The 25195-nt window shown below is 64.4% G+C and carries 24 protein-coding genes and 1 tRNA gene; 12 read left to right on the forward strand and 13 right to left on the reverse strand.

The annotated features are described in order from the left end of the window. Positions 1–3: 3 nt before the first annotated feature. From nuoF to FXB41_RS14465, 10 genes are all read right to left on the reverse strand, one after another. Complete coding sequence (gene nuoF / locus FXB41_RS14420) at positions 4–1329, reverse strand: NADH-quinone oxidoreductase subunit NuoF (protein WP_219682216.1); 1326 nt, start codon at positions 1327–1329, stop codon at positions 4–6. A gap of 15 nt (positions 1330–1344) precedes the next feature. Continuing rightward, positions 1345–1551 carry a hypothetical protein gene (locus tag FXB41_RS14425; RefSeq protein ID WP_007603552.1) on the reverse strand — a complete coding sequence of 69 codons (207 nt, stop codon included), beginning with the start codon at positions 1549–1551 and terminating at the stop codon, positions 1345–1347. Beyond that, a complete protein-coding gene (gene nuoE, locus FXB41_RS14430; protein ID WP_219682217.1) occupies positions 1551–2162 on the reverse strand; it encodes an NADH-quinone oxidoreductase subunit NuoE in 612 nt (203 codons plus the stop codon). The genes FXB41_RS14425 and nuoE overlap by 1 nt, the downstream gene beginning before the upstream one ends. A 12-nt stretch (positions 2163–2174) precedes the next feature. Next, entirely contained in the window at positions 2175–3137 is a 963-nt protein-coding gene (locus FXB41_RS14435) for an FkbM family methyltransferase (protein ID WP_219682258.1), read from the reverse strand. Beyond that, the gene (locus FXB41_RS14440; RefSeq protein WP_007603549.1) at positions 3137–4333 is read right to left on the reverse strand and encodes an NADH-quinone oxidoreductase subunit D; all 1197 of its coding nucleotides are present in this window, start codon (positions 4331–4333) and stop codon (positions 3137–3139) included. Before FXB41_RS14440 ends, FXB41_RS14435 begins: the two co-directional genes overlap by 1 nt. Positions 4334–4335: 2 nt before the next feature. Beyond that, on the reverse strand, positions 4336–4950 hold the full coding sequence (locus FXB41_RS14445; protein WP_007603539.1) for an NADH-quinone oxidoreductase subunit C: 615 nt from the start codon (positions 4948–4950) through the stop codon (positions 4336–4338). 11 nt (positions 4951–4961) lie between these two features. Beyond that, the gene (locus FXB41_RS14450) at positions 4962–5549 is read right to left on the reverse strand and encodes a NuoB/complex I 20 kDa subunit family protein (RefSeq protein WP_007603537.1); all 588 of its coding nucleotides are present in this window, start codon (positions 5547–5549) and stop codon (positions 4962–4964) included. Beyond that, positions 5540–5905 carry an NADH-quinone oxidoreductase subunit A gene (locus FXB41_RS14455; RefSeq protein ID WP_007603535.1) on the reverse strand — a complete coding sequence of 122 codons (366 nt, stop codon included), beginning with the start codon at positions 5903–5905 and terminating at the stop codon, positions 5540–5542. Before FXB41_RS14455 ends, FXB41_RS14450 begins: the two co-directional genes overlap by 10 nt. A gap of 576 nt (positions 5906–6481) precedes the next feature. Further along, complete coding sequence (locus FXB41_RS14460) at positions 6482–8731, reverse strand: TonB-dependent siderophore receptor (RefSeq protein WP_219682259.1); 2250 nt, start codon at positions 8729–8731, stop codon at positions 6482–6484. 199 nt (positions 8732–8930) lie between these two features. After that, complete coding sequence (locus tag FXB41_RS14465) at positions 8931–9446, reverse strand: MarR family winged helix-turn-helix transcriptional regulator (RefSeq protein WP_007603531.1); 516 nt, start codon at positions 9444–9446, stop codon at positions 8931–8933. Positions 9447–9627: 181 nt separating this feature from the next. On the opposite strand from FXB41_RS14465, the gene FXB41_RS14470 reads away from it, so the two are divergent. The 3 genes from FXB41_RS14470 to FXB41_RS14480 all read left to right on the forward strand — a co-directional run bounded on the left by FXB41_RS14470 (position 9628) and on the right by FXB41_RS14480 (position 12519). Continuing rightward, positions 9628–10818, forward strand: coding sequence for an aromatic ring-hydroxylating dioxygenase subunit alpha (locus FXB41_RS14470; protein ID WP_007603530.1), 1191 nt, complete (start codon positions 9628–9630; stop codon positions 10816–10818). Between the two features lie 60 nt (positions 10819–10878). Next, positions 10879–12174: a spinster family MFS transporter gene (locus tag FXB41_RS14475; protein ID WP_007603529.1), complete on the forward strand. Its 1296-nt coding sequence runs from the start codon at positions 10879–10881 to the stop codon at positions 12172–12174. Between the two features lie 141 nt (positions 12175–12315). Continuing rightward, the gene (locus tag FXB41_RS14480; protein ID WP_026232877.1) at positions 12316–12519 is read left to right on the forward strand and encodes a hypothetical protein; all 204 of its coding nucleotides are present in this window, start codon (positions 12316–12318) and stop codon (positions 12517–12519) included. 91 nt (positions 12520–12610) lie between these two features. Here the strand turns inward: FXB41_RS14480 and FXB41_RS14485 are convergent, their stop codons facing one another. Both FXB41_RS14485 and FXB41_RS14490 read right to left on the reverse strand, forming a co-directional pair. Then, positions 12611–13444 carry an FkbM family methyltransferase gene (locus tag FXB41_RS14485; protein ID WP_219682218.1) on the reverse strand — a complete coding sequence of 278 codons (834 nt, stop codon included), beginning with the start codon at positions 13442–13444 and terminating at the stop codon, positions 12611–12613. A gap of 201 nt (positions 13445–13645) precedes the next feature. Then, positions 13646–13722: transfer RNA gene (locus FXB41_RS14490), tRNA-Asp, on the reverse strand. Positions 13723–13956: 234 nt separating this feature from the next. Between FXB41_RS14490 and FXB41_RS14495 the strand changes: the two genes are divergently transcribed. The 3 genes from FXB41_RS14495 (at position 13957) to FXB41_RS14505 (ending at position 16539) form a co-directional block, all read left to right on the forward strand. After that, positions 13957–14286, forward strand: a complete 330-nt coding sequence (locus FXB41_RS14495) for an HU family DNA-binding protein (protein WP_007603525.1) — start codon at positions 13957–13959, stop codon at positions 14284–14286. Between the two features lie 102 nt (positions 14287–14388). Beyond that, positions 14389–15639 (forward strand): peptidase T, encoded by a 1251-nt coding sequence (gene pepT, locus FXB41_RS14500; protein WP_219682219.1) that lies wholly within the window; start codon positions 14389–14391, stop codon positions 15637–15639. A gap of 84 nt (positions 15640–15723) precedes the next feature. Continuing rightward, positions 15724–16539 (forward strand): alpha/beta fold hydrolase, encoded by an 816-nt coding sequence (locus FXB41_RS14505; protein ID WP_219682220.1) that lies wholly within the window; start codon positions 15724–15726, stop codon positions 16537–16539. Positions 16540–16561: 22 nt separating this feature from the next. Here the strand turns inward: FXB41_RS14505 and FXB41_RS14510 are convergent, their stop codons facing one another. Next, the gene (locus FXB41_RS14510) at positions 16562–17455 is read right to left on the reverse strand and encodes a hypothetical protein (RefSeq protein WP_007603523.1); all 894 of its coding nucleotides are present in this window, start codon (positions 17453–17455) and stop codon (positions 16562–16564) included. A 352-nt stretch (positions 17456–17807) separates the two neighbouring features. On the opposite strand from FXB41_RS14510, the gene FXB41_RS14515 reads away from it, so the two are divergent. From FXB41_RS14515 to FXB41_RS14540, 6 genes are all read left to right on the forward strand, one after another. Beyond that, the gene (locus tag FXB41_RS14515) at positions 17808–18032 is read left to right on the forward strand and encodes a protein-tyrosine phosphatase family protein (RefSeq protein WP_219682221.1); all 225 of its coding nucleotides are present in this window, start codon (positions 17808–17810) and stop codon (positions 18030–18032) included. 120 nt (positions 18033–18152) lie between these two features. Beyond that, a complete protein-coding gene (locus FXB41_RS14520) occupies positions 18153–18515 on the forward strand; it encodes a hypothetical protein (protein ID WP_219682222.1) in 363 nt (120 codons plus the stop codon). 55 nt (positions 18516–18570) lie between these two features. Further along, positions 18571–19845, forward strand: a complete 1275-nt coding sequence (gene ihpA, locus FXB41_RS14525; RefSeq protein WP_219682223.1) for a divalent metal ion exporter subunit IhpA — start codon at positions 18571–18573, stop codon at positions 19843–19845. Then, the gene (gene ihpB, locus FXB41_RS14530) at positions 19842–20819 is read left to right on the forward strand and encodes a divalent metal ion exporter adaptor subunit IhpB (RefSeq protein WP_219682224.1); all 978 of its coding nucleotides are present in this window, start codon (positions 19842–19844) and stop codon (positions 20817–20819) included. Before ihpA ends, ihpB begins: the two co-directional genes overlap by 4 nt. Further along, the gene (locus FXB41_RS14535) at positions 20812–24030 is read left to right on the forward strand and encodes an efflux RND transporter permease subunit (protein WP_219682225.1); all 3219 of its coding nucleotides are present in this window, start codon (positions 20812–20814) and stop codon (positions 24028–24030) included. Before ihpB ends, FXB41_RS14535 begins: the two co-directional genes overlap by 8 nt. Positions 24031–24032: 2 nt before the next feature. Beyond that, the gene (locus FXB41_RS14540; protein WP_219682226.1) at positions 24033–24995 is read left to right on the forward strand and encodes a cation diffusion facilitator family transporter; all 963 of its coding nucleotides are present in this window, start codon (positions 24033–24035) and stop codon (positions 24993–24995) included. Positions 24996–25195 lie beyond the last annotated feature (200 nt).

Genomic DNA, 25195 nt, shown 5'->3' on the forward strand with positions numbered 1-25195 from the left:
TCTCTACTCCGCCGCGACCATGTTCACGGGATCGCGGACGCCGGCATCGTCGATGTCGGCCTTGTGCGAATATTGGTCGATGCGCGCTTCGATCTCATGACGGAAATGCGCGATCAGGCCCTGGATCGGCCATGCCGCGGCGTCGCCGAGCGCGCAGATGGTGTGGCCTTCGACCTGCTTGGTGACTTCCAGCAGCATGTCGATCTCGCGCTTGTGGGCGCGACCGTCGGCCATGCGGGTCAAGACGCGCCACATCCAGCCGGTGCCCTCGCGGCATGGCGTGCACTGGCCGCAGCTCTCGTGCTTGTAGAAATAGGAGATGCGGGCGATGGCGCGGATCAAATCGGTCGACTTGTCCATCACGATCACGGCCGCGGTGCCGAGGCCCGAGCGCAGCTTGCTCAACGAGTCGAAATCCATCGGCGTGTCGATGATCTGCTCGGCCGGCACCATGCGCACCGAGGAGCCGCCGGGGATCACGGCCTTGAGGTTGTCCCAGCCGCCGCGGACGCCGCCGCAATGCTTCTCGATCAGCTCACGGAACGGAATGCCCATGGCCTCTTCGACGTTGCAGGGCCGCTCGACGTGGCCGGAAATGCAGAACAGCTTGGTGCCGACATTGTTCGGACGGCCGATGCCGGCGAACCACGCCGCGCCCCGGCGCAGAATGTCCGGCGCAACCGCGATCGACTCGACATTGTTGACGGTGGTCGGGCAGCCGTACAGGCCGACATTCGCCGGGAACGGCGGCTTCAGCCGCGGCTGGCCCTTCTTGCCTTCGAGGCTCTCGAGCAGCGCAGTTTCCTCGCCGCAGATGTAGGCGCCGGCGCCGTGGGCGACATAGATGTCGAACGGCCAGCCGTTGATATTGTCCTTGCCGACCAGCTTGGCCTCATAGGCCTGGTCGATCGCCGCCTGGAGATGCTCGCGCTCGCGGATGAACTCGCCGCGGACATAGATGTAGCAGGCATGCGCATTCATCGCACAGCTCGCGATCAGGCAGCCCTCGATCAGGAGATGCGGATCGTGCCGCATGATCTCGCGATCCTTGCAGGTCCCGGGCTCGGACTCGTCGGCGTTGACGACGAGATAGCTCGGCCGGCCGTCGGTCGATTCCTTCGGCATGAACGACCATTTCAGGCCGGTCGGGAAGCCGGCGCCACCGCGGCCGCGCAGGCCAGAGGCCTTCATCTCGTTGATGATCCAGTCACGGCCCTTGTCGATGATGTTCTTCGTTCCATCCCAGGCGCCGCGGCGCCGCGCGCCCTCGAGCCCCCAATCGTGGAGGCCGTAAAGGTTCTTGAAGATGCGGTCCTTGTCCTCGAGCATGTCAGTGCTTTCCGATCAACGGTTGGCTTGCTTGTAGGCAAGCCCGGCGGCGCAGACGGCAAAGGTCAGCGCCCAGAGCAGGCTGGATTCCAGCGACGCGCTGAGGGCGAAGCGCTGAAGCAGGAAAATGAATGTGGCCGCCACGGCGGAATGCATTGCGACGAAGCCCCACTTCTTCACAACACTGCTCCCTTCAACTCGCGGCGCCGAGAGATCACGCATCAGGTGATCTCCTTCAGCGTGGTCGGCCCACCGGTCGGCGCCGAGAACTGGCGGCCGTTCTGCGGACCGGGCTTGGGCGGATTGCCCGAAGCAAAGCCGTCAAGCACCTTGCCGAAGCTTTCCTTGGTCAGATCCTCATAGGTGTCCTTGCCGATCAGCACCATCGGCGCATTCACGCAGGCACCGAGGCACTCCACCTCCTCCCAGCTGAAATTGCCGTCCTTGGAGAGATGGAAGGGCTCGTGATGGATGCGGTGCTCGCAGACGTGGATCAGATCCTCGGCGCCGCGCAGGCGGCACGGCGTGGTGCCGCAGACCTGGATGTGGGCCTTCTTACCGACCGGGGCCAGCTGGAACATCGTGTAGAAGGTCGCGACCTCGAGCACGCGGATATAGGGCATATCGAGCATGTCGGCGACAGCGCGGATCGCGGCCTCCGAGACCCAGCCTTCGTGCTGTTCCTGAACGCGCCAGAGGATGGCGATGACGGCCGAAGCCTGGCGCCCGGCCGGATATTTCGCGATCTGCTGCTTGGCGAACGCGAGGTTCTCCTCCGTGAACGCAAAGCTCGCGGGCTGGACTTCCTTCGGTGCTAATCGGCGAACGGACATCTCTTCAATCTCTCATTGCATGCGGCGCGCGGTTTTCGCATTCAGGGCATTGATCCTGTCCTGCCAGAATGCGCTTGCGGTGCCGAAAACATTGTAGCCGACATGGGTGGAGACCTTGATGCGGTCGAGGATCGACAGCTCGGTCACCGTCTCCATACGCCTTGTGCTGGGATCGTAGACGATCAGCTTCAGCGGGGTGTGTTCGAGGATGTAGCGCGATACTGCGTGCGAGCGGTCGCTGCCGTGCTCCTCGCACATGACGACGCTGTCGGCCTGGAGCAGCCGGGCGCCGCCCTTGATCGCCTCGATCTCGACGCCCTCGACGTCGAGCTTGATCAGGTACTTGCCGGTGCTAGCGACCTTGCCGTCGTCGATCAGATTGTCGAGCGCGATGACCGGCACGTCCTCGCCGACCGCCGACGCATCGCCGGCAATGCTGAAGGCCTCGTGCTTGGTGCCTGACAGACGCGCGGTGCCACGGGCCGCGCCGATCGCGCATTTCATGGTCTCGAAGCGGCTGCCATTGATGCGGACGTTGTTGGCGAGCTTCGGATAGTTCTGCCCCGACGGCTCGATCGCGATCGCCTTGTGCGAACCGAACGGCTTGCTTGACACCAGCACCGACCAATAGCCGTAATTCGCGCCGCAATCGAGCAGCGTGTAGTCGACGTCGATGGAGTCGGCGAACAACAGCTCCAGCTCGTCCTCGTAATTGTAGGAGCGGTTGAGCAGCTTGCTCCAATAGCCGTCGCCGTAGGGAAATTCGAACACGGCGTCGGGGTTGAGCTTGATCGCGATGTTGCGCTCGGGCAGCGTCTTCCGCAGCAGATTGGCGCAGGCGATGTAGCCCATATGCGAGAAGTGCGACGAGATCTTCGATCCCGTCACCAGCGCCAAGGCAGCCGTCCGCTCCCACAGGTTGGCCCCTTCAAGGGCCCCCGAGGCGCGGTCAAACTGGATCGGCGCCTGCGCCATCACCGATCGACCTCTCCGAACACGATGTCGAGCGAGCCGAGGATCGCCGAGACGTCGGCGAGCAGATGACCGCGGCAGATGTGGTCCATGGCCTGCAGATGCGCAAAGCCCGGCGCGCGGATCTTGCACTTGTAGGGCTTGTTGGTGCCGTCCGAGATCAGAAAGACGCCGAACTCGCCCTTGGGCGCCTCGACCGCGGCATAGACCTCGCCGGCCGGCACGTGGACGCCTTCGGTGTAGAGCTTGAAGTGGTGGATCAGCGCTTCCATCGAGCGCTTCATCTCGCCACGGCGCGGCGGTGCGACCTTGTTGTCCTCGACGACGACGGGGCCCTTCCCGTCGGCTGCGTTCAGCTTCTGGATGCACTGCTTCATGATGCGCACGGACTGGCGCATCTCTTCCATGCGGATCAGATAGCGGTCGTAGCAGTCGCCGTTCTTGCCGATCGGGATGTCGAAATCCATCTCGGCGTAGCATTCATAGGGCTGCGACTTGCGCAGATCCCAGGCCGCGCCCGAACCGCGCACCATCACGCCGGAGAAGCCCCACTCCCAGGCTTCCTTCAGCGAGACGACGCCGATGTCGACGTTGCGCTGCTTGAAGATGCGGTTGGCGGTGAGCAGCCGGTCGAGATCTTCGACCACTTTCAGGAACGGATCACACCAGGCGTCGATGTCGTCGACCAGCTTCTGCGGCAGGTCCTGATGCACGCCGCCGACGCGGAAATAGGCTGCGTGCATGCGGCTGCCTGAGGCGCGCTCGTAGAATACCATCAACTTTTCGCGCTCTTCGAAACCCCACAGCGGCGGGGTCAGCGCGCCGACGTCCATCGCCTGCGTGGTGACGTTGAGCAGGTGCGACAGGATCCGGCCGATCTCGCAATAGAGCACGCGGATCAGCTGCGCGCGGCGCGGCACCTCGATGCCGAGCAGCTTTTCTGCAGCCATGCAGAAGGCGTGCTCCTGGTTCATCGGCGCGACGTAGTCGAGGCGGTCGAAATAAGGGATCGCCTGCAGATAGGTCTTCTGCTCGATCAGCTTTTCGGTGCCGCGGTGAAGCAGGCCGATATGCGGGTCGACGCGGGCGACGACCTCACCATCCAATTCAAGCACAAGACGAAGAACACCGTGCGCAGCTGGATGCTGCGGTCCGAAGTTGATCGTAAAGTTGCGAAGCTGTTCGGGTTGCTCGTTCATGATCAGACCTTCGGCCCCGCTTTTTCATCGCCCGGAAGGACCGGATAGTCGGCGCCCTCCCACGGGGACAAAAAGTCGAACTTGCGGAATTCCTGGTTGAGCCTGACCGGCTCGTACACCACCCGCTTCTCCTGGTCGTCGTAGCGGACCTCGAGGAAGCCGGTGGTCGGGAAATCCTTGCGCAGCGGATGACCCTCGAAGCCGTAATCGGTCAGGAGGCGGCGCATGTCGGGATGACCGACGAAGATCACGCCGTAGAGGTCGTAGGCCTCGCGCTCGAACCAGTCGGCGCCGGGAAACACCTCGATCAGCGACGGCACCTGCGTGGTCTCGTCGGCCTGGGCCTTGAGCCGGACCCGCGCGTTCAGGGTCGGTGACAGGAAGTGATAGATCACGTCGAAGCGCTTCTCGCGCGAGGGATAGTCCGCCGCCGTGATGTCGGTGAAATTGATGAAGCGGCAGTTCGGGTCGTCGCGGAGGTACTTGACCACCTCGACGATCTTGCTGACCTCGACATCGACCGTGAGCTGGTTGAAGGCCACCGAATGACCGATGGCGGCGCCCGGAAGCGCGCTAACGATCGTCTGCCCCAGGGCGTCGAGCTTGGCGTCGTCCATGACGTAAAACCTTAGCGTTCGATGGTGCCGGTGCGGCGGATCTTCTTCTGCAGCAGCAGCACGCCGTAGAGCAGCGCTTCCGCCGTGGGCGGGCAGCCCGGCACGTAGATGTCGATCGGCACGATACGATCGCAACCGCGCACGACCGAGTAGGAATAGTGATAGTAGCCGCCGCCGTTGGCGCAGGAGCCCATCGAGATGACGTAACGCGGCTCGGGCATCTGGTCGTAGACCTTGCGCAGCGCCGGCGCCATCTTGTTGGTCAGGGTCCCCGCGACGATCATCACGTCCGACTGACGCGGCGAGGCGCGCGGCGCGAAGCCGAAGCGCTCGACGTCGTAGCGCGGCATCGACACCTGCATCATCTCGACCGCGCAGCAGGCGAGACCGAAGGTCATCCACATCAGCGAGCCGGTACGCGCCCAGGTGATGAGGTCGTCGGTCGCGGCCACGAAGAAGCCCTTGTCGGACAGTTCCGAATTGACCTCGAGGAAGAACGGATCATTGGCCCCGACCGGCTTGCCGGTCGACGGGTCAAGGATGCCCTTGGGGGCCGGCGCGAGAACCGGACCGGCGGACGACACAGGGTTCAATCCCATTCCAGTGCGCCTTTCTTCCATTCATAGGCGAACCCGACCGTCAGCACGCCAAGGAACACCACCATGGACCAGAAGCCGGTCGCGCCAAGCTTGCCGAACGCCACAGCCCAGGGAAACAGGAACGCCACCTCGAGGTCGAAGATGATGAAGAGGATGGCGACGAGATAGAAGCGGACGTCGAACTTCATGCGGGCGTCGTCGAAGGCGTTGAAACCGCACTCATACGCCGACAGCTTTTCCGGGTCAGGCTGCTGGAACGCCACGATGAACGGCGCGATCAGCAGCACCAGGCCAATGAGGCCCGCTACCCCTATGAAGACGACGAGTGGAAGATAGTTCTGCAGAATGCCGCTCATTGACGAGCCCTTTTTCCCGCAGCCTCGGGACAGCCACGGATTCGTCCAGTTTGGAATTGTTCTGAGCCTTAGCGCAGTGCACCAATGGGCGCAAGACACGCTCTTTTTAGGCCCTTTGTCGCCCTCAGAACGGTGGAAATCCCGGAATCACCCCGCGGCTGGTATGGAGCAGATCGACCGCCCCAGCAAGGGCGCCCCGATCAGTCCACACGCGCTGGGCCGTGACGTCCGTGGTTGGGAAGGCTCACTCTATCTAGGCCGCGACGCTGCAAAGTCCAGATTACAACGAGGCCAAGCGCGCCCATTATCGGGCGAGCGACCCGGGAGCCATGCATCACGATCGGACCCGGGCTCGTCTGGCGAATGCGTCGGGCAGGAGGCGCCCGCTTCGCCGCAGCGAAAAATGGGTGGCGAGCGCGGCGGCAACGTGGCTGGGTCGTCGCGCGCCGCGCTCGCATGAGCTTCGGGCCGGGGGGCATGGCCCGCGAGCTCATCGATCTCGTGGTGGAAGCCGGGTGACGAGCCGGTCAGGCTCTCACGATCGCCTTTCGCCTTTCCCCACCATTTGGCCTGTCCTCACCATTTGTAGGAAACGCTGGCGGTGACGCGCCGGCGGTCGCCGTAGAAGCAGGAGGACGCCGCCGCGCAGCTGGCGACGTAGATCTTGTCGGTCAAATTGACCACGTTCAGCGCGGTGCGCCAGTTCTGCCATTCATGGTGGAGCGCGAGATCGCCCAGCACGACCGCGGGAACCTCAAGGGTATTGGCCGCATCCGCCCACGACGAACCGATATAGCGGATGCCGCCGCCGAAGCCGAAGCCCGCCAGCGGCCCGTCCTTGAAGGTGTAGTCCGCCCAGCCGGACACCAGAAGCTCAGGCGTGTTGGTCGGGGTCTTGCCGACCAACGCCGGGTCCAGATCCCTGCTGTTGAACAAATGGTAGGCCGTGAACGAGCCGATCAGCTTCAGCTCGCGCGTGGCGTTCGCCACCGCTTCGAGCTCGATGCCGCGCGAGGTCACCTCCCCGGTCTGGTTCTGCAAGGTCGTGACGACAGGGTCGGTCGTTGCCACATGCTGACGTTTCAAGTCGAACACCGAAGCGGTGAAGTAGCCGTCAAATCCCCGCGGCGCGACCTTGACGCCGATTTCCGCCTGCTGGCCGGTCTCCGGCAGGAACAGCTGGTTTTGCGCGTTGAGGCCGATAATTGGATTGTAGCTTGTGGCGTACGACACATAGGGCGCGATGCCGTTGTCGAAATTGTAGATCAGCCCGGCGCGCCCGCTGAACCTGCTGTCGTCGCGGCTGGCGAGCGTGGCGCTGGTATCACGGCCAGCCTGCGTCGTCTCGACCCAATCGTTGCGGCCGCTCAGCACCAGCGTGAAGTTGCCGAGCTTCATCTGATCCTGAAGATAGGTGCCGGCCTGCTTCTGCGTAATCTGGAAGTTGCGGAACGGTGCGCCCGTCAACGGAATGTCAAATCCATAGGCGGGATTGAAGACGTTGATCGAAGGAACGGTGCCGAAGTTGAAAGCCTGATAGTCGTCGATCTGGTAGCCCTTCAAATCGACCCCGAACAGCATGGTGTGCCGCACCGCGCCGGTGTTGAAGCGGTACTCCAGCTGGTTGTCGAGATTGGCTTGGTTGGCGGTGTTCTTCGCATACCAATTGTAGCGACCAAGACTAGCCGTGTTGATGTCAGCCCAATTGTTGCCGACGTAGCCGCGATAGGTCACGTCGACATGGGCAAAGCGCGCATTTTGCCGGAATGTCAGATCGTCGGTGAGATTGCGCTCGACCTGATAGCCGAGCATCTCCTGCTCGCGCGTGAACTTGTCGACGCTGGGATCCCCGGCGAAAAAGCTGGTCGGGATCTTGCCGAACCGAGCGTTGGTCACCGTGCCCTCATAGGGCAGGAAGTTGATGCCTCGGGTTTCCTGCCGGGAAGCTGAAGCCAGCACCGTGAACGTCGTGTCGGCGTCCGGCTTCCAGGTCACCGAGGGCGCGATGAAGTAGTTGTTATCCGGCGTGAAATTGACCTGCGTGGGGCCGTTCTGGACCTGGCCGACGACGCGGTAGAACAGCTTGCCGTTCTCAGGGCTCGTCGCGACCGGACCGCCGACATCGAAGCCGACATAGGCATTGCCGAAATTGTTGACGCCGGTCTCGATGAAACGGACGGGCTCCGCGGGCGGCATCTTGCTGATGACGTTGACGATGCCGCTCGGGCTCGATCCGCCATAGAGCACGGCCGACGGACCGCGCAGCACCTCGACGCGCTCCATGTTGGGCGTCTGAAGCTTCCAGCTCGCATAGGACGTGTAGAACAGCTGCATGCCGTCGAGGAACAGTCCGACATCGTCGGACTTGAAGCCGCGGATCAGCCACCAGTCGTTGCGCGTGTCCGCGCCGAAGGTCCCGGCGCGGACGCCGGCGGCATAGCGCAGGACCTCGTCGAGCTTGTTCGCCTTCTGGTCGCGGATCTGCTCCGCGCCAATCACCGACACCGCCTGCGGCGTCTCCATGATCGGCGTGTTGGTCTTGGTGCCGGACGAGCTGCGGCCGGCGACGTAGCCGTGCACCGGCCCGCGTGGCGTCTCGACGAAACCGACATTGCGCGGCGGCGGCCTGCTCCGGCTGGCGGTCTGCTCGGATGATCGCGGCGCGCGGCGCTGGACGGAGGGCGCCGCCCGGCGGCGCGCTTCCGGCGCGGTGACGGTCACCGACGGAATGTTCTGCGCGCCACTCTGCGCAGGAGATTGTGCAAGCGATGCCTGCGGCAGCAAAACCCAGGCGGATGCGGTCGCCAATACGGCCGACCGCAGCATTCCAAGACTGTTCACGCGCAACCCCAAAACTGCGTGTTTTGATTGCACATGCTGTCGGCCCATGACGGCATGCGCTTGCGGTGACGCTTAGGGGAGCGCGCGCGAATTCCCTAATTGAAAGCCTCTTAGAAGGAGTCTTAGAAAGAGTCTTGGAAAGGGTCTTGGAAGCGATCCAACATGTTCCGGGATCGCCGAAACGTCAGCGCGAAATCTTCTCGCTCTCGAGCATCTCGGCGGCGATCGCCGTCAGCTGATCGACCTGCTGCAGCAAGGTCGCGAACTCGGCTTCGCTCAGATGTTCGCGCAAACGCCGATTGCGCTCCTGCGCACCGGCGACGATCGCATCATGTGCCGCAAGGCCCGTTGCGGTCAGCGAGACCAGCACCTCGCGGCTGTCTTTCGGGTTGGCCGATTTCGCGATCAGCTTGCGCGACACGAGTTCCGCAAGCGCGCGGCTGATCTGCCCCTTGTCCTGGCCGACGGCTTCCGCAAGCCGCGCCACGCTCATCGGCGGCCGCCGGCCGAGCGAGGCGACCAGGCCGAACTCGACCGATGACAATCCGGCGAGGCGCTTGTAGCGCAGGATGGCACCGCGCTTGAGCAGATTGGCCAGCACCATCAGCCGCGACGATAGCATGACGGTGATCGGCGCCGGCGACTGACTTTCGTCCGCATCGGACGATGTGCGCCCGGCCCTGCTTGATGTCTGGCTCATGGTCCACCTCTGCCAAGAAAGCCGCGGCGTGCCAAGTCTTGGTAGCGCGACCTCCCCAGCCTGATCCGAATGCGACTAAGAGGCATTTAGAAATCGTTGACATTATCATCTATCTAATCTTCACTTGGCACAAGGCATCAAAAATGGCCCGGCCGGTACGGCCAACTGCGGGAGGACCGGTATGAGCATCACCCAGCGGGATCGCGATCTCGGCACGGCCTATGCGATGAAGCCGGCGCACACCCGCACCGAGCTCACCTCGGTCGTGCGCGGCACGCCGATGGGCGAACTGCTCCGCCGCTACTGGCATCCGGTTGGCCTCATCAGTGACGCCACCGACACGCCGAAGAAAGTCCGCACGCTCGGCGAGGATCTGGTGCTGTTCCGCGACAAGCACGGCCGCGCCGGTTTGCTGCACGCTCGCTGCTGCCACCGCGGCACCACGCTCTATTATGGCAAGGTCGAGGAGGACGGCATCCGCTGCTGCTATCACGGCTGGAAGTTCGACACCGAGGGTCATTGCCTGGAGCAGCCCTGCGAGCCCGACGGCGGCCAGTTCAAGGACAAGGTGCGCCAGCCCTGGTATCCGGTCGAGGAACGCTACGGACTGATCTTCGCCTATATGGGCCCGGCCGAGAAACGTCCGGTGCTACCGGCCTATGAATGCCTGGAGACCATGGACGACGGCGAGTTCGTCGAGGCCGACGATTCCTCGATCGGCGGCGGCGGTCCCGCGATCATCCCCTGCAACTGGCTCCAGCATTTCGAGAATGTGGTCGATCCCTACCACGTGCCGGTGCTGCACGGCTCGTTCTCGGGTCCGCAATTCACCAACATGATGGCGTCGATGCCGGAGGTGACGTTCGACAAAACGCCGCGCGGCATCGCCGTACGCTCGATCCGCAAGCAGGATGACGGCCGTGTGTTTTACCGCGTCACCGAGGCGGCGCTCCCCACCTTGCGCGTCGTGCCGAACCCTCGCGTGGCGCAGTTCGCCCGCGTCGAGTCGCTTGGCTGGACGCTGCCGATCGATGACACCTCGTTCCGCATCTACGTCGCCGGTCGCGTCAAGAGCGCCGGCGACATCGGCCGCATGCGTTCGAAGTTCAACGGCAAATTCTGGTGGGACATGACCGAGGAAGAGCACCAGCAATTTCCGGGCGATTACGAAGCCCAGGTCGGCCAGGGACCGCAGACCATCCATTCCGAGGAGCATTTCGGCCAGAGCGACCGCGGCATCCTCATGATCCGGCGCATGCTGAGCGAGCAGCTCGAAGCGATGGAAGCAGGCCGCAATCCGATCGGAATCTCATTCGATGTGAACGCGCCTCCGGTCGAATTCGAAGCGGGGAATTACATCCGCGAAGGCTGACATGCCAGCTCCAATCAGGGCTGGACCGACAACGAGAACAACGACAAATTGGGGGAAGCGATGGTCGATGTGACGTCACAGATGTCGGTGCAAACGGCCGCCGCGGCAAAACCCTCGGCACGGCGCTATTACGTGCTCGGCCTGCTCACGATCATCTACGCGCTGAACTTCCTCGACCGCACGATCTTCAACGTCCTGATCGAGCCCATCAAGAAGGAATTCCAGCTCAGCGACACCATGATGGGCCTGCTCGCGGGCTTCGGCTTCGCCCTGTTCTATTCCCTGCTCGGCATTCCCATCGCGCGCGTCGCCGACCGGCTCAACCGGCGCAACATCGTCGCCGCTGCGTTCGCGTTCTGGAGTGCGATGACGGCGTTGTGCGGCGCCGCTTCGAGCGTCACTTCGCTGGCGCTGGCGAGGATCGGCGTCGGCATCGGCGAATCCGCGGGCTCTCCCGCCTCGCAATCGATCGTCGCTGATCTCTTTGCCAAGAATGAGCGTCCGCGCGCGCTCGGCATCTACGCCGTCGGCACCTATCTCGGCGTCTTCCTCGGCTATTTCGTGGGCGGGTACGTCAACCAGCACTATGGCTGGCGGATGGCATTCTACGTCGCGGGCCTGCCCGGTATCCTGCTCGCTATTGTCCTGTGGCTGACGATCTCCGAGCCGAAGCGCGGCGCCATGCAGGAGACTTTCGTGCCTGAGCCGCTCGGGCCGACCCTGCGCTTCCTGGCCTCGCAGCAGAGCTTCATCATCGTGCTGATCGGCTTCTGTCTCACCACTTACACGAACTATGCGACCGCGGCGTGGATACCGCCGTTCCTCGCGCGCGTGCACCATCTGTCGAGCGCCGAGATCGGCACCTATGCCGGCACCTTCAAGGGGCTCGCCGGCATGGCGGGCACCCTGCTCGGCGGCTTCGTGGTGGCGCAGATCAGCCGCCGCGACGATCGCTGGAAGCTGTGGGCGCCCGCCATCACCTCGGGCCTTGCCGGCCCGGTGTTCGCGCTGTGCATGCTGACGCAGGACTTTGCGATGATGGTGGCCACGCTGGCGCTGACCTCGTTCCTGGTCGGCTTCCATCTCGGACCGATCTTCGCGATCGCGCAGACGGTGGCCAAGCCGAGCATGCGGGCGCTGGCCTCCGCCCTGATCGCGCTCACCGCCACCTGCTTCGGCCAGGGCGTCGGGCCGCTCGCGGTAGGCGTGGTCAACGATGCCCTGAAGGGCGCTTACGGCGCCGAGGCCGTGCGCTATTCCCTGCTTTCGGCGGCGGTCACGACCACGCTGGGGGCGCTCCTGTTCGTCTGGGCGGCGCGCTCGATCCGGGACGATATCGGCCGGGCGGCCGTCTGAGGCCGGTGCAGACCGCAAGCCCGGCGAAACCAACCGGGCGTATTCATGAAACCATTTTGCGGAACCCGCGAAACCATCCGGAAACAGACGGTCCTTACAAGAAGAGCCATAGACGGCGGCAAAGCCCGTCGGGAGGCTCAGATGAACCACTCCATTCACTCTGCTGATCGTGCGACCCACCTGAAGATCGTGGTGGTGGCGCTGGTGGCCGGCATCACGGTGGCCGGCTTCGGGATCGCAGCCCGCACCAATGCCGATTACAGCCAGACCGCCCAATCCGCCCACGTGATCAAGGCCGGCAAGCCGGTCGTGGTGACCAGCGCCGGGACGTCGGAGATCCGCTGAGGATCAAAAAGGTCCGGTTTGATACCGAACGGCCGCCTTCGGGCGGCCTCTTTGATTCAGGCGATGGGGTGATGCTCCGATATGGATCGGGTCAATAGCTGCCGCAGCAGTGCTTGAATTTGTCGCCTGAACCGCAGGGACAGGGATCATTGCGGCCGACACCGCTCTGCCCATAACGCAGCCGGTTGAGGGCCTTCCTGTTCTGCTCCAGGATCATCTTGCGGCGCGTCTCCTGCACGCCGATCACGGCAGCATTGTCGCCGGCGTCCCAGAACGCCTGCGGCTTCAGATGGGCGAGCTTGCCGCTGACATAGACCGGGTAGAACCAGCCGAGCGTTCCGTCGCGCAGGCGCTGCAGCGTCGTCAAATCGTAGAGGAAGAAACCTGCGTCCAGCAGCATCGCGTTGATGTCCTGGAAGTCGTCAACGTCAGTCTCGCAGACGACAACGCTGCAATTCTCGAGCACGTACCGCGCGCCCTTCAGTGCGGCCTGTTCCGCGCCCTGCACATCGAGCTTGAGCAGGAACGGCGGCTTGAGCGACAGCTCCTCGACCAGCGCATCAAGCGTCGTCGCCGGCACTTTCACCTTGCTGGTGGAGAGGTCGTTGACCCGCGACCAGTAGACGTCGCCGGCGGGGCGCAGCGATGACCAGTAGGGATGCACCGATTCCGTGATCTCGATCTCGCCCTCGTGGTCGGTGATGGCGCAAATGCGATAGTGCCCGCCAAGCACCTCCTTGATCGCCTTGAGGGAGTCCTCGTAGATCCTGTTAGCATCGACGTTCAGTGGCACCGCACCGCCGAGGCACGACTGATGGTTGAGCACGAAGTGCCCATCGGCGCAGCCCAGATCGATGACGGTGCCGTAGCGCACGCCCTTCGCGAACAAATTCTGCAACGTCGCGCTGAAATCGGCTGCCTGCATCAAATCGATCCGAACAATCCCGGATTGAGCGGTACCATGCGATCGACGGCGCGATCAATCCGGCGCCTGACGGCCGTGGCGCGGGCGAGAGATTTTGCGTGGGTCAAAGACCAAAAAGCACGCGGAAGTCGGGGCGCGCCGGACCCGGGATCGAAGCGAGATCAGGATTTGAAGGTAAGGGTATGAAAGGATTGCCAAAAATGGCGCGAGAGACGGGGCTCGAACCCGCGACCTCCGGCGTGACAGGCCGGCGCTCTAACCAACTGAGCTACTCCCGCGTGACACGCAAATGTCTGCGGAACGAGGGGGGACTTAAAGGCCGGACCTGTTGAAGTCAAGGATGTTGCATCCACAGCCGGAACGATCGGTTTTCCGCTGAGAGCGCGCACGAACGTGACCCTCGCCCGCGGGCCTGACGTGTCAGTCCAGCCCCGAATCGTCTACCCCTCCGGGAACTTGCGGGGTTTGGGAGCCGTCATCCCGACCACCGGCAGGAATCGAGGAGGCCAGACATGGCTAAGAAAGACTCGGCCAAGAAGGATTCGGCGAAGAAGGCAGCCGCTCCCGCCACCATCACGCTCAAGCACCTCGCCGCCGACATTGCGGAGAGCCAGGACCTGTCGAAGAAGCGCGCCGAGGCCGTTCTGACCGACATGGTCGACCTCATCACCAAGCATCTGAAGAAGGGCGACCGCGTCCGGATCGTCGGGCTTGGAATCCTGCAGGTGCGCAAGCGCGCCGCCCGCACCGGCCGTAATCCCGCCACGGGCGAGCCCATCCACATCAAGGCCAGCAAGAAGGTCGCCTTCCGCCCGGTCAAGGAGCTGAAAGAGGCGATCTGACCACTCACGTTTCGTTAAGCCTGATCGGCTTGCTCCGGCCGCAACGCGGCCCAGTTTTCTGGTATACCGCCTCTCTCACCTCACTCGGCGGTTTGACCAGAAATGTCCTCCCTCACCTTTTCGCACACCGTGACCGAGCGCTTCCTGCGCTACGTCACCATCGACACCCAGTCCGATCCGGAATCCCCGAGCTCGCCCTCGACGGAGAAACAGAAGGATCTCGGCCGTGTGCTCGCCGCCGAGCTCAGGGAAATGGGCGTCGAGGACGCTCATCTCGACGATTACGGCTACGTCTACGGAACGATCCCGGGCAACACACCCAAGAAGGTGCCGGTGATCTGCTTCTGCTCGCACATGGACACCTCGCCCGACGTCACCGGCAAGGACGTCAAACCGCAAATGGTGAAGAACTATCGCGGCGGCGATATCACCCTCCCAGGCGACACCAGCCAGGTGATCCGCTTCGCCGAGCATCCGGCGCTGAAGAACCAGATCGGCAACGACATCATCACCACCGACGGCACCACGCTGCTCGGCGCCGACAACAAGGCCGGCGTCGCCGAGATCATGGATGCCGCGCATTTCTTCATCAACAACCCGCAAGTGAAGCACGGCACCATCAAGATCCTGTTCACGCCTGACGAGGAGATCGGCCGCGGCGTCGACAATGTCGACATCAAGAAGCTGGGCGCCGAGTTCGGCTACACCATGGACGGCGAGAGTGCGGGCAGCGTCGAGGACGAGACCTTCTCGGCGGACGGTGCCACCATCACCATCAACGGCGTCAGTGCCCACCCCGGCTACGCCAAGGGCAAGATGGAGCATGCCATCAAGATCGCCGCCGCCATCGTCGAGCGCCTGCCCCGGGAAGGCTGCTCGCCCGAGACGACATCAGGCAAGCAGGGCTTTCTGCATCCGATCGGCATCGAGGGTGCGCTGGAGCAGGCGACGCTCTCCTTCATCGTGCGCGACTTCACCGAGGAAGGGCTGAAGGAGAAGGAGATCCTGCTCGAGAACATCGTCAAGGACGTGATGAAGGATTTTCCGCGCTCGACCTACACATTCGAAGTGCGGGAGCAGTACCGCAACATGAAGCAGGTGATCGATCGCCACCCGCACATTCTCGAATACGCCATCGAAGCGATCCGCCGCGCCGGCCTGCGCCCGATGCGCACCGCGATCCGCGGCGGCACCGACGGCTCCCGCCTCTCCTTCATGGGCCTGCCCTGCCCCAACATCTTCGCCGGCGAGCACGCATTTCACTCCCGGCTCGAATGGGTCAGCCGGCAGGACATGGAGAAGGCGGTGCAGACGATCGTCCACCTCGCCATGATCTGGGAGGAGAAGGCCTAGCGCCTCTCGTCAAAGCACCATGGCCGGGATCGCTCCCGGCTATCGGTTGGGCGCGACCCGTCGTCGGTCTTGGACATGCAATCGATGCAACACATTGTGTCTGGTCGCGCCAGGCTTGCAACCGAGGTTGCAGGCAGCGGCACTGCGACGGTCTTTCTTCATGCCAACGTGTGCGACCGTCGCATGTGGCGCGCCCAATTGAATGGAATGAGCGCCACTCACAAGACGGTCGCGTATGATCGACGGGGGTTCGGCGAAACTCGCGCCGAGCCGGAGGACTTTTCCGCACTCGCAGACCTGGTCGCGGTGCTGGAGGCTACCGCAGACGACCAGCCCGCAATCCTCGTTGGCTGCTCCCTCGGCGGCCGCATCGCGCTCGACGCCGCCCTCCGGCATCCGTCGCGTGTTCGGGCCCTCGTTCTGATCGCGCCGAATGTCGCAGGCGCAGCCGATCCGGTCTACACCCCTGACATCGAGACGCTGATAATCCAATCGAGGCAGGCCGAGGCATCCGGCGATCTCGGTCGGTTGAACGCCATGAAGGCGCGCCTCTGGCTTGATGGACCGCTGGCGCCCGAAGGCCGCGTAGTCGGTGCCGCTCGCGATTTGCTCCTTGATATGAACGGCATAGCGCTCCGGTGCCCGCCATTCGGATCGGAGGTCGACATTCGCCCCTTCTTCCACCGGCTTCATGAAATCGCGGTACCAACCCTGGTTGTATGGGGCGACCTGGATTTCCCCTACGTCCAGGAACGCTGTCGCCAAGTCGTCGCGTCAGTCCCAGACGCAGAGAGCCACGAAATGCCGGGCGTGGCACATCTCCCTAACCTGGAGCGCCCGGCGGAAATCACAACTCTCATTGCCGAGTTTATCCGCCGGCGCGCCGGGACCGACAGGTAGACAGCAACAACGCCCGATCCGCTTACGGCACCGGCATCGCGCGCGGATTGCGATGGAAGCGGTTCGAGCTTGCCATCCAGTTCGGCAGCGGCTCGCCGTCGCGATGGCGACCGCCGGCCACCGCCGCAGCCCAGGCCACCGCAGCGCCGATCAGGGTTGCTGCCGCAACGGAGAAGGCGACGATGATGGAGTTACGCCGCGCCCGATTGATCGCCGTCCTTGAATCCGCGATCACGGCGTCGACCCGTCGTTCCGAGTCGGGTGCCGCGAGTCCCGTCAGCGCGGCCACCTGCTGCACGAGGTAGGCCCGATCATCGGTGCTGACGCCGCTGTGGCTCGATGACGTCATCAGGATGCGTCCTGCTTCGGCACGAGGTTCCCTGAGGTCGGTGTTGGGGGGCCGCCGCGCTACGCGAAACAGCTTATCCAGCTCGTAACTCAACAAGGGCTCGGCGGCGGAGGTATTGCTGGCCGAACTGCGCATCGGCGAGCGGTCAATCGCTGCTGCGCCGAGCATCGCGAGCAGAGCGGCACCAAGCAGCACGGCAAGCGCCCAGGACATCAGCCCATGCACGCCATCCCGTCGTTCGCCATCGTCTTCGATCGTCGCAATCGCCGGCGCTGGTCTTGCTGTACGGCCGGCGACATAGCCGCCAAAGCCGAAGCTGATAATCGCCTGGATGATCAAATAGAAGCCGGACAGCAGCGCAAGCGCCGCCGATGCATCGCGCCATGTCGGCGAGGCTGAACTGACGCCCAGGCCGACGGCGACTCCAAAGCCGACCAGGATGAACGACATTGCGCCGGCAGCCAAAGCGCCTGCGATGACCGAGCTCCACTGGATGGTGCGCCGGTCATCGGCAGCGACGCCGCCGCCTTCCATGATGTCTTCCCGTATGAGAGTTTCCATCGTCATCACCGCCCTCTCAACGCAGGCCGAAGAACGACAGGATCGCCATGATCACGACGATCAAGCCGATGAGATAAATCAATCCGTCCATGGTCCGTCCTCCTCAATGTCTCCTCGTCGCTAATCACAACGAATAAGGAAGGTTCCAAATTGGACCGAGCCTGCGGGAACGAACCGGCGCGATGCGGATTATTTGTCCAAGTCCCAAGGATGAAGTTTGTGAGCACGAAAGCCCCAGCCGGTCGGTCCCGGCTGGGGCTTTGTTTTTGGGCGGCGGTTCCTGTCCTATGTTAACGACGCCGGCTCTCCGATCATCAAGGATGCGATCGGGGCGGAACCTCTGGATTGGGAGAGCCGCGTGGATCGCAGAACCGCGTGCCTTCATCAGGCAGATGCATTCCGGGAAAAGGCAATCGCCGATCCCGAGCACCACGACCAGTGGATCGACGAAGCCATCAAATGGCTGGAACGCGCCATGGAAGCCGGCTGTCGCGCCGTCGTCACGGTCGAAGCCGGCGATGTGCCGAACGTGGCAGGCGGAGCGTCAGCCGATGCTCAGCTCAGCTTGATCACGCGCCAATGAGAAGAGCTGCCGTCTTCGCGACCGCTGCGGCAATTGTTCCAGGGACGTAACAATGTTGCGGGTCGACACTGTTCCCGCCCCCATGCTAGGCCGGACGCAGACCGCAACCAGAGTGAAATCGTGCTCGCGAACCGCCAGCCCTCAGGATCATGCCGGCCGCGCAACTGGCGCGGGCTGCTGTCTGTGCTGATCGCGGTTGTCTACCTGCTCGCGGGAGCGCTGCATGGCCTGCACGACATCGACGTCACCACGCCCGGTGGCGGCTCGGAGATCAGCGCGGTCCTTGACGGCTCCGCAGATCACAACGACCACAAGGCCATCGGCGGACATCATTGCCATGGCTGCTTCTCGGTGACGGTGGCGCAGCCGGCGCCACCGGCCGCATCGATCGGGCTCGTGTCCGTATCGCGCCCACAACGCGCACCCCGGCTCGCCGGAATTGTTCCCGACACCGACTCCCCGCCTCCCAAACATATGACCTGAATGGATTGGTCGGGCGCTCCGCGCCCATGAGGTTCATCCTTCACAGGTCGGTTTCATGTTTTACAGGGGAATGGCCGCGCGCCTGGCGTGCGCGGTAGCGTGTCTGATTGTCGGATTGGCGCTTGCGCCGTCTCACGCCCAGACTCTGACGATGCGGAGCGCACTCTCGCGCGCGCTGGCCACGAGCCCGCGACTGACCGCGGCGGAGCGCGATGTCGGCATCGCCACGGGCCAGCGCATCCAGGCCGGTGCGCTCCTCAATCCGGAGCTGAGCTACGAACAGGACAATTCGTTCGGGTCCGGCATCTATCGCGGCACGCGATCGGCGGAGACCACGCTTCAGATCAGCCAGGCCTTCGAGCTGTTCGGCAAACGCGACGCGCGGATTGCGGCGGGTGTCGCCGGCATCGAGGTGGCCGCGATCCAGCGCAAGGCCGTCAGGCTGGAGGTGCTGTCGGAGACCGCGATTGCCTTCCTTAGCGTACTCGGCGCGCAGCGGCGCATCCAGATCCTCGACGAGCAGATCACCGCCATCGATCGGCTGACGCCGCTCTTGCGCCGCCGCGTCGAGGCCGGCGCCTCCTCGCCGGCCGAGACCGGCCGTGCGGAAGTGGCATCCGCCCTGGTGAGGGCCGACCGCGAGCGCTTCAAGGCGACGCTGGCCAGCGCCCGGCGCGAGCTGGCGGTACTGATGGGCGACGCGGCACCGAAATTCGGCGAGGTCTCCGGACGGCTCGACACGATGGGACGGCCGCCGACATTCCAGTCCGTCGTCGCCGCGATCGATGCCAATCCGCAGCTGGTGCGCTGGACCGCGATCTATGCCCAGCGCAATGCCGAGCTGTTGCTGGCGCGGCTGCGGCCCTATCCCGACGTGCGGATCGCCGCCGGCTGGCGCCATTTCAACGAGACCAATGACGACGCGGCGCGCCTCACCGTCTCGGTGCCGATCCCCGTGTTCGACCAGAACCAGGGCAATATCCTTTCGGCGCAGGAAAGCCTTGCCAAGACCAAGGCCGAGCGCGAGGCCAACCGCAACACGCTGATCGTGGTCGCGGGCCGCGCCTACGACTCGCTCCAGGGCTCGCTGCGCGAGCTCGCGGTGCTGCGCGAGAGCGCCATTCCCAAGGCCACCGAAGCCTCGGACGCCATCGCCCAAGGCTACGGCCAGGGCCGCTTCAGCCTGCTCGAAGTGCTCGATGCGCAGGCCAGCGTCACCCAGGCGCGGCTGCGCGAGCAGGAGGCGCTGCAGAATTTCCACGCGGGGGTGGCGACCATCGAAGGCCTCGTCGGCAATCCCTTCACGCTGGCGCGGGAGAGCGCACGATGAAGACGTCCTCCACCATCCTCGTCGCATTCGTTACCGCCGCGCTCGGCGCTTATGGCTATTCCCTGCTGGCCCCAACAAGGGTCGAGCATGCCGAACACGCCGCAGACAAGAAGCCGGACAAGCCGAACGACCATGTCGAGCAGGACGAGCACGGCGCCGACCGGATCCGCATCTCCGACATCAAGCTCGCAGCCGCCGGCGTAACGTTGGCGGAAGCCGCGAGCGTCACGCTGACCGACACGCTCGCCTTCAACGGCATCCTGCGCGCCAACCAGGAAGCCGTGGTGCAGGTGACGCCGCGCTTTCCCGGCGTCGCCAAATCGATCCAGAAGCGCATCGGCGACAAGGTCGGCAAGGACGATCTGCTCGCCGCGATCGAGAGCAACCAGAGCCTCACCGTCTACGAGCTCAAGGCGCCGCTTGCCGGCACCATCATCGAGCGGCAGATCTCGCTCGGCGAATACGCCTCCGAGCAGAAGCCGGCTTTCGTCGTCGCCGATCTCTCGACCATCTGGGTCGACCTGTCGATCTACCGGCAGGACCTGCGGCGCGTCCGCCTCAACGACGAGGTGCTGATCGATCCCGACGACGGCCGCGGCGAGATCAAGGGCACCATCTCCTACATGGCCCCGATCGGCTCGAGCGACACCCAGACCGCGCTGGCGCGCGTGGTGCTGCCAAATCCCGACGGGCGCTTGCGTCCCGGCCTGTTCGTCACGGCACGGCTGATCCTCGCCGCGCGCGACGTCGCGGTCGCCGTGCGCAAAAGCGCGATCCAGACGCTGGAGAATAGGACCATCGTGTTCGTCCGCGAGGACGGCGACAAGATCGAGGCGCGCCCCGTGGAGCTTGGCGATTCCGATTCCCGCCATGTCGAGATCAGGGCCGGACTATCGGCCGGCGAGCATTACGTCGCGGAAAACAGCTTCGTCGTGAAGGCGGAGATGGGCAAGGGCGAGGCCGAGCATGATTGAGCGCCTCATCGCGGTCTCGCTGCAGCAGCGCTGGCTGGTCCTCTTGCTCGCATTCGGCGTCGTCGCTTTCGGCGCCTGGAATTTCCAGCGCCTGCCGATCGACGCCGTTCCTGACATCACCAACGTCCAGGTCCAGATCAACACCCGTGCCCCCGGCTATTCGCCGCTGGAAACCGAGCAGCGCATCACCTTCCCCGTCGAGACCGCGATGGGCGGGCTGCCCAAGCTCGACTACACCCGCTCGCTCTCGCGCTACGGCCTGAGCCAGGTGACGGTCGTCTTCAAGGACGGCACCGACATCTATTTTGCCCGCCAGCTCGTCGGCGAACGGATCCAGCAGGTAAAGGACCAGCTTCCGGCCGGCGTCGAGGTCGCGATGGGACCGGTCTCGACCGGGCTCGGCGAAATCTTCATGTACACCGTCGAGGCCAAGGCGGGCGCGAAGACGCAAGGCGGCCACGACTATTCGCTGACCGATTTGCGCACCGTGCAGGACTGGATCATCAAGCCGCAGCTTCGCAACGTGCCGGGGGTGATCGAGGTCAACACCATCGGCGGCTTCGAGCGGCAATTCCACGTGCTCCCCGATCCCGGCAAGCTGATGGCCTACCGGCTTGGCTTCCGCGACGTCATGACGGCGCTCGCCGCAAATAATGCCAACGTCGGCGCCGGTTATATCGAGCGCAACGGCGAGCAATATCTGGTTCGCTCGCCGGGCCAGGTCGGCAATGTCGGCGAAATCAGGGACATCGTCATCGGCTCGCGCGGCGGCAATCCCGTCAGGATCAGGGACATCGCGACCGTCACCGAAGGCCGCGATTTGCGCACGGGGGCCGCAACGCGCGATGGCGAGGAAACCGTGCTCGGCACCGCCATGCTGTTGATCGGCGAAAACAGCCGCACCGTGGCGCGCCGTGTCGCGGCCCGGCTCGAGGAGATCGCCAAATCGCTGCCCGACGGCGTCGTGACGCGGACCGTCTACGACCGCACTGATCTGGTCGAAGCCACCATCCGCACCGTCGAGAACAATTTGGTGGAAGGCGCGGCCCTGGTCGTGGCCGTGCTGTTCCTGATCCTCGGCAACATCCGCGCAGCGCTGGTAGTGGCCTGCGTCATTCCGCTGTCAATGGCCATGACGGTCACCGGCATGGTCGAGACCAGGGTCAGTGCGAACCTGATGAGTCTGGGCGCGATCGATTTCGGCATCATCGTCGACGGCGCCGTGATCATCGTGGAGAACTGCCTGCGCATGCTGGCCGAGGCTCAGCGCGAGAAAGGCGGCCTGCTCACGACCTCCGAACGGCTGCGTGCGATCCGGCGCGGTTCGAGCGAGGTGATCAAGCCGAGCCTGTTCGGTACGCTGATCATCGCGGTGGTCTACCTGCCGGTGCTGACGCTGACCGGCGTCGAAGGCAAGATGTTCACCCCGATGGCGCTGACGGTGCTGATGGCGCTGGGCGCCGCGGTGCTGTTCTCCATCACCTTCGTGCCGGCCGCGGTTGCCATCTTCGTCACCGGCAAGGTGTCGGAACACGAAAACCTGTTCATGCGGCTGGCGAAGCGCGCCTATCTCCCCCTGCTCCGGCTGGCGATCGACCATCGCCTCAGCGTCGCAATCATGGCCGCCATCATCGTGGTCGCAAGCTGCGTTGCCGCCGCGCGCATGGGCGGTGAGTTCATTCCGAGCCTGGACGAAGGCGACGTCGCACTGGCCTCGATCCGGATTCCCGGAACCAGCCTGACCCAGTCGCTGGACCTGCAAAAGGCGCTGGAAAAACGCATCAAGCAGATTCCGGAGGTGAAGGAGTTCTTCACCCGCATCGGCACCGCGGAGATCGCGACCGACCCGATGTCGCCGGCACAGACCGACGGCTACATCATGCTGAAGCCGCGCGCCGAATGGCCCGACCCCGGCAGGCCCAAAGCCGAGGTGATCGAGGCCATCGACCGTGCCGCCGACGACATCCCCGGCAGCGCCTATGAAATCTCCCAGCCGATCCAATTCCGTGTCAACGAGCTGATCTCCGGCGTGCGCAGCGACGTCGGCGTCAAGATCTTCGGCGACGACCTCGACATCCTGCAAGGCGCGGCAAAACAGGTGGAGGCCGCGATCCGCCGTATTCGCGGCGCCAGCGACGTCAAGATCGAGCAGGTCTCGGGCCTGCCGATCCTCACGGTTCGTCTCGACCGCCAGGCACTCGCCCGGTACGGGCTCAGCATCAGCGAGGTGCAGGGCATCGTCGAGATCGCGGTCGGCGGCAAGTCCGCCGGCAAGCTGTTCGAGGGCGACCGCCGCTTCGACATCGTCGTGCGCCTGCCGGAACATCTGCGCGGCAATCTCGAAGCCATCAGGGCGATCCCGATCCCGCTGCCACCGGGTGAGGAGGCAACAATCGGCGCGCCGATCCGGACGGCACTGCCCGGCTCCCCCCTCGCCCAGATGCGCTATGTGCCGCTGTCGTCGGTCGCAACCGTCGATGCGACGCCCGGCCCGAACCAGATCAGCCGCGAGAACGGCAAGCGGCGCATCGTCGTCACCGCCAATGTCCGCGCGCGCGACCTCGGCTCCTTCGTCACCGAGGCCGAGGCGGCCGTCGCGGAGAAGGTCAAACTGCCGCCGGGCTACTGGATCGGCTGGGGCGGACAGTTCGAGCAATTGGTCTCCGCCACCAAGCGGCTTACGCTGGTGGTGCCGGTGGCGCTGCTGCTGGTGTTTTTGCTGCTGTTCATGGGCATGGGATCGGCGGCGGATGCGGCGCTCGTTTTCTCCGGCGTGCCGCTGGCGCTGACGGGCGGCGTCATGGCGCTGCTGCTGCGCGGCATTCCCCTATCCATCAGCGCTGGCGTCGGTTTCATCGCGCTGTCGGGCGTGGCCGTGCTCAACGGCCTCGTGATCATCGCCTTCATCGAGCGGCTGCGCAGCGAGGGGCACCCCGTTGTTGACGCGGTGCGCGAGGGCGCGCTGACACGCCTGCGTCCGGTGCTGATGACGGCGCTGGTGGCGTCGCTCGGCTTCGTGCCGATGGCCCTTGCCACCGGGGCCGGGGCCGAGGTGCAGCGGCCACTTGCGACCGTGGTGATCGGCGGCATCATCTCCGCGACCGTGCTGACACTGCTGGTACTACCGGCGCTCTATGTGCTGTTCCGCCGTGACGGGGCTGCCGAAACGCCTACAATGGCGCCTGATTTGGCAGCTTCCGAGGAGCGCTAGAATTGGGAAGCCACGACCATCACGGCGGTCATCACCATGACCATAGCCACGGCCATGATCACGATCATGGTGGCCACACCCATGTCCATGCGCCCGCCAGCTTCGGCAAGGCTTTCGCGATCGGCATCTCGCTCAACACCGCGCTGGTCGTGGCCGAGGCCGTCTACGGCTATATCGGCAACTCCACCGCCCTGCTTGCGGACGCCGGCCATAATCTTAGCGACGTGCTCGGCCTGGTCGTGGCCTGGTGCGCATCGATCGCGGCGCGGCGCGCGCCCAGCGGCCGCTTCACCTACGGCCTTCGTGCCTCCACCATCCTGGCGGCGCTGGCGAACGCGGTGTTCCTGCTGGTCGCGACCGGCGCGATCGGCTGGGAAGCATTTTTGCGCCTGCGTGAGCCGGAGCCGGTCGCCGGCATCACCGTGATGGTCGTCGCCGGCATCGGCATCCTCATCAACGGTTTTACCGCCATGCTGTTCGCGCGCGGCCGCAAGGACGACATCAACATCGAAGGCGCCTATCTGCACATGGCGGCCGACGCCGCGGTCTCGCTCGGCGTCGTCATCTCGGCGGCGCTGATCATCTGGACCGGCTGGCTCTGGCTCGATCCCGTCACCAGCCTCGTCATCTGCGCCACCATCCTCTGGAGCACCACCAGCCTGCTTCGCGGCTCCATCGACATGTCGATGGCAGCCGCGCCCAGGGGCACCGACATTGCCGCGATCAAGATCCTTCTGCTGGGGAGGCCCGGCGTCACTGCGATCCACGATCTCCACGTCTGGCCGATCTCGACCACCGAGACGGCTCTGACCTGCCACCTCGTCATGCCCACCGGCGCCGGCGATGCCTTCCTGATGGAGACCGCGCGGATGCTGAAGCGCTCTCACCGCATCGGCCATACCACCCTTCAGGTCGAGACGCATCCCGACAACGGCTGCGCGCTGGCGCCGGATGATGTGGTGTGAGGCGGCTGCGTGGCAGCTCCGATCTCCGGTGTCGTCCCGGACAAGCGCAGCAAAGCGGAGCGCTGATCCGGGACCCATAACCACAGGAAGTAGTTTAACGAAGACTCGTGGTTATCAGACTCGCGCCGCACTTGTCCCTGGGGCTATGGGTCCCGGCCCCCGTGCGCAATTGCGCACTAGGCCGGGACGACGCCGAGTGT

The organism is Bradyrhizobium canariense (assembly GCF_019402665.1).
GTDB classification, from domain to species: Bacteria; Pseudomonadota; Alphaproteobacteria; order Rhizobiales; family Xanthobacteraceae; genus Bradyrhizobium; species Bradyrhizobium canariense.

What these genes read in the sequence shown, in the direction of transcription:
- nuoF (WP_219682216.1), bottom strand. Translation starts at nt 1,329, where the DNA reads ATGCTCGAGGACAAGGACCGCATCTTCAAGAACCTTTACGGCCTCCAC.
- FXB41_RS14425 (WP_007603552.1), bottom strand. Translation starts at nt 1,551, where the DNA reads ATGCGTGATCTCTCGGCGCCGCGAGTTGAAGGGAGCAGTGTTGTGAAG.
- nuoE (WP_219682217.1), bottom strand. Translation starts at nt 2,162, where the DNA reads ATGTCCGTTCGCCGATTAGCACCGAAGGAAGTCCAGCCCGCGAGCTTT.
- FXB41_RS14435 (WP_219682258.1), bottom strand. Translation starts at nt 3,137, where the DNA reads ATGGCGCAGGCGCCGATCCAGTTTGACCGCGCCTCGGGGGCCCTTGAA.
- FXB41_RS14440 (WP_007603549.1), bottom strand. Translation starts at nt 4,333, where the DNA reads ATGAACGAGCAACCCGAACAGCTTCGCAACTTTACGATCAACTTCGGA.
- FXB41_RS14445 (WP_007603539.1), bottom strand. Translation starts at nt 4,950, where the DNA reads ATGGACGACGCCAAGCTCGACGCCCTGGGGCAGACGATCGTTAGCGCG.
- FXB41_RS14450 (WP_007603537.1), bottom strand. Translation starts at nt 5,549, where the DNA reads ATGGGATTGAACCCTGTGTCGTCCGCCGGTCCGGTTCTCGCGCCGGCC.
- FXB41_RS14455 (WP_007603535.1), bottom strand. Translation starts at nt 5,905, where the DNA reads ATGAGCGGCATTCTGCAGAACTATCTTCCACTCGTCGTCTTCATAGGG.
- FXB41_RS14460 (WP_219682259.1), bottom strand. Translation starts at nt 8,731, where the DNA reads ATGCTGCGGTCGGCCGTATTGGCGACCGCATCCGCCTGGGTTTTGCTG.
- FXB41_RS14465 (WP_007603531.1), bottom strand. Translation starts at nt 9,446, where the DNA reads ATGAGCCAGACATCAAGCAGGGCCGGGCGCACATCGTCCGATGCGGAC.
- FXB41_RS14470 (WP_007603530.1), top strand. Translation starts at nt 9,628, where the DNA reads ATGAGCATCACCCAGCGGGATCGCGATCTCGGCACGGCCTATGCGATG.
- FXB41_RS14475 (WP_007603529.1), top strand. Translation starts at nt 10,879, where the DNA reads ATGGTCGATGTGACGTCACAGATGTCGGTGCAAACGGCCGCCGCGGCA.
- FXB41_RS14480 (WP_026232877.1), top strand. Translation starts at nt 12,316, where the DNA reads ATGAACCACTCCATTCACTCTGCTGATCGTGCGACCCACCTGAAGATC.
- FXB41_RS14485 (WP_219682218.1), bottom strand. Translation starts at nt 13,444, where the DNA reads ATGCAGGCAGCCGATTTCAGCGCGACGTTGCAGAATTTGTTCGCGAAG.
- FXB41_RS14495 (WP_007603525.1), top strand. Translation starts at nt 13,957, where the DNA reads ATGGCTAAGAAAGACTCGGCCAAGAAGGATTCGGCGAAGAAGGCAGCC.
- pepT (WP_219682219.1), top strand. Translation starts at nt 14,389, where the DNA reads ATGTCCTCCCTCACCTTTTCGCACACCGTGACCGAGCGCTTCCTGCGC.
- FXB41_RS14505 (WP_219682220.1), top strand. Translation starts at nt 15,724, where the DNA reads ATGCAACACATTGTGTCTGGTCGCGCCAGGCTTGCAACCGAGGTTGCA.
- FXB41_RS14510 (WP_007603523.1), bottom strand. Translation starts at nt 17,455, where the DNA reads ATGACGATGGAAACTCTCATACGGGAAGACATCATGGAAGGCGGCGGC.
- ihpA (WP_219682223.1), top strand. Translation starts at nt 18,571, where the DNA reads ATGTTTTACAGGGGAATGGCCGCGCGCCTGGCGTGCGCGGTAGCGTGT.
- ihpB (WP_219682224.1), top strand. Translation starts at nt 19,842, where the DNA reads ATGAAGACGTCCTCCACCATCCTCGTCGCATTCGTTACCGCCGCGCTC.
- FXB41_RS14535 (WP_219682225.1), top strand. Translation starts at nt 20,812, where the DNA reads ATGATTGAGCGCCTCATCGCGGTCTCGCTGCAGCAGCGCTGGCTGGTC.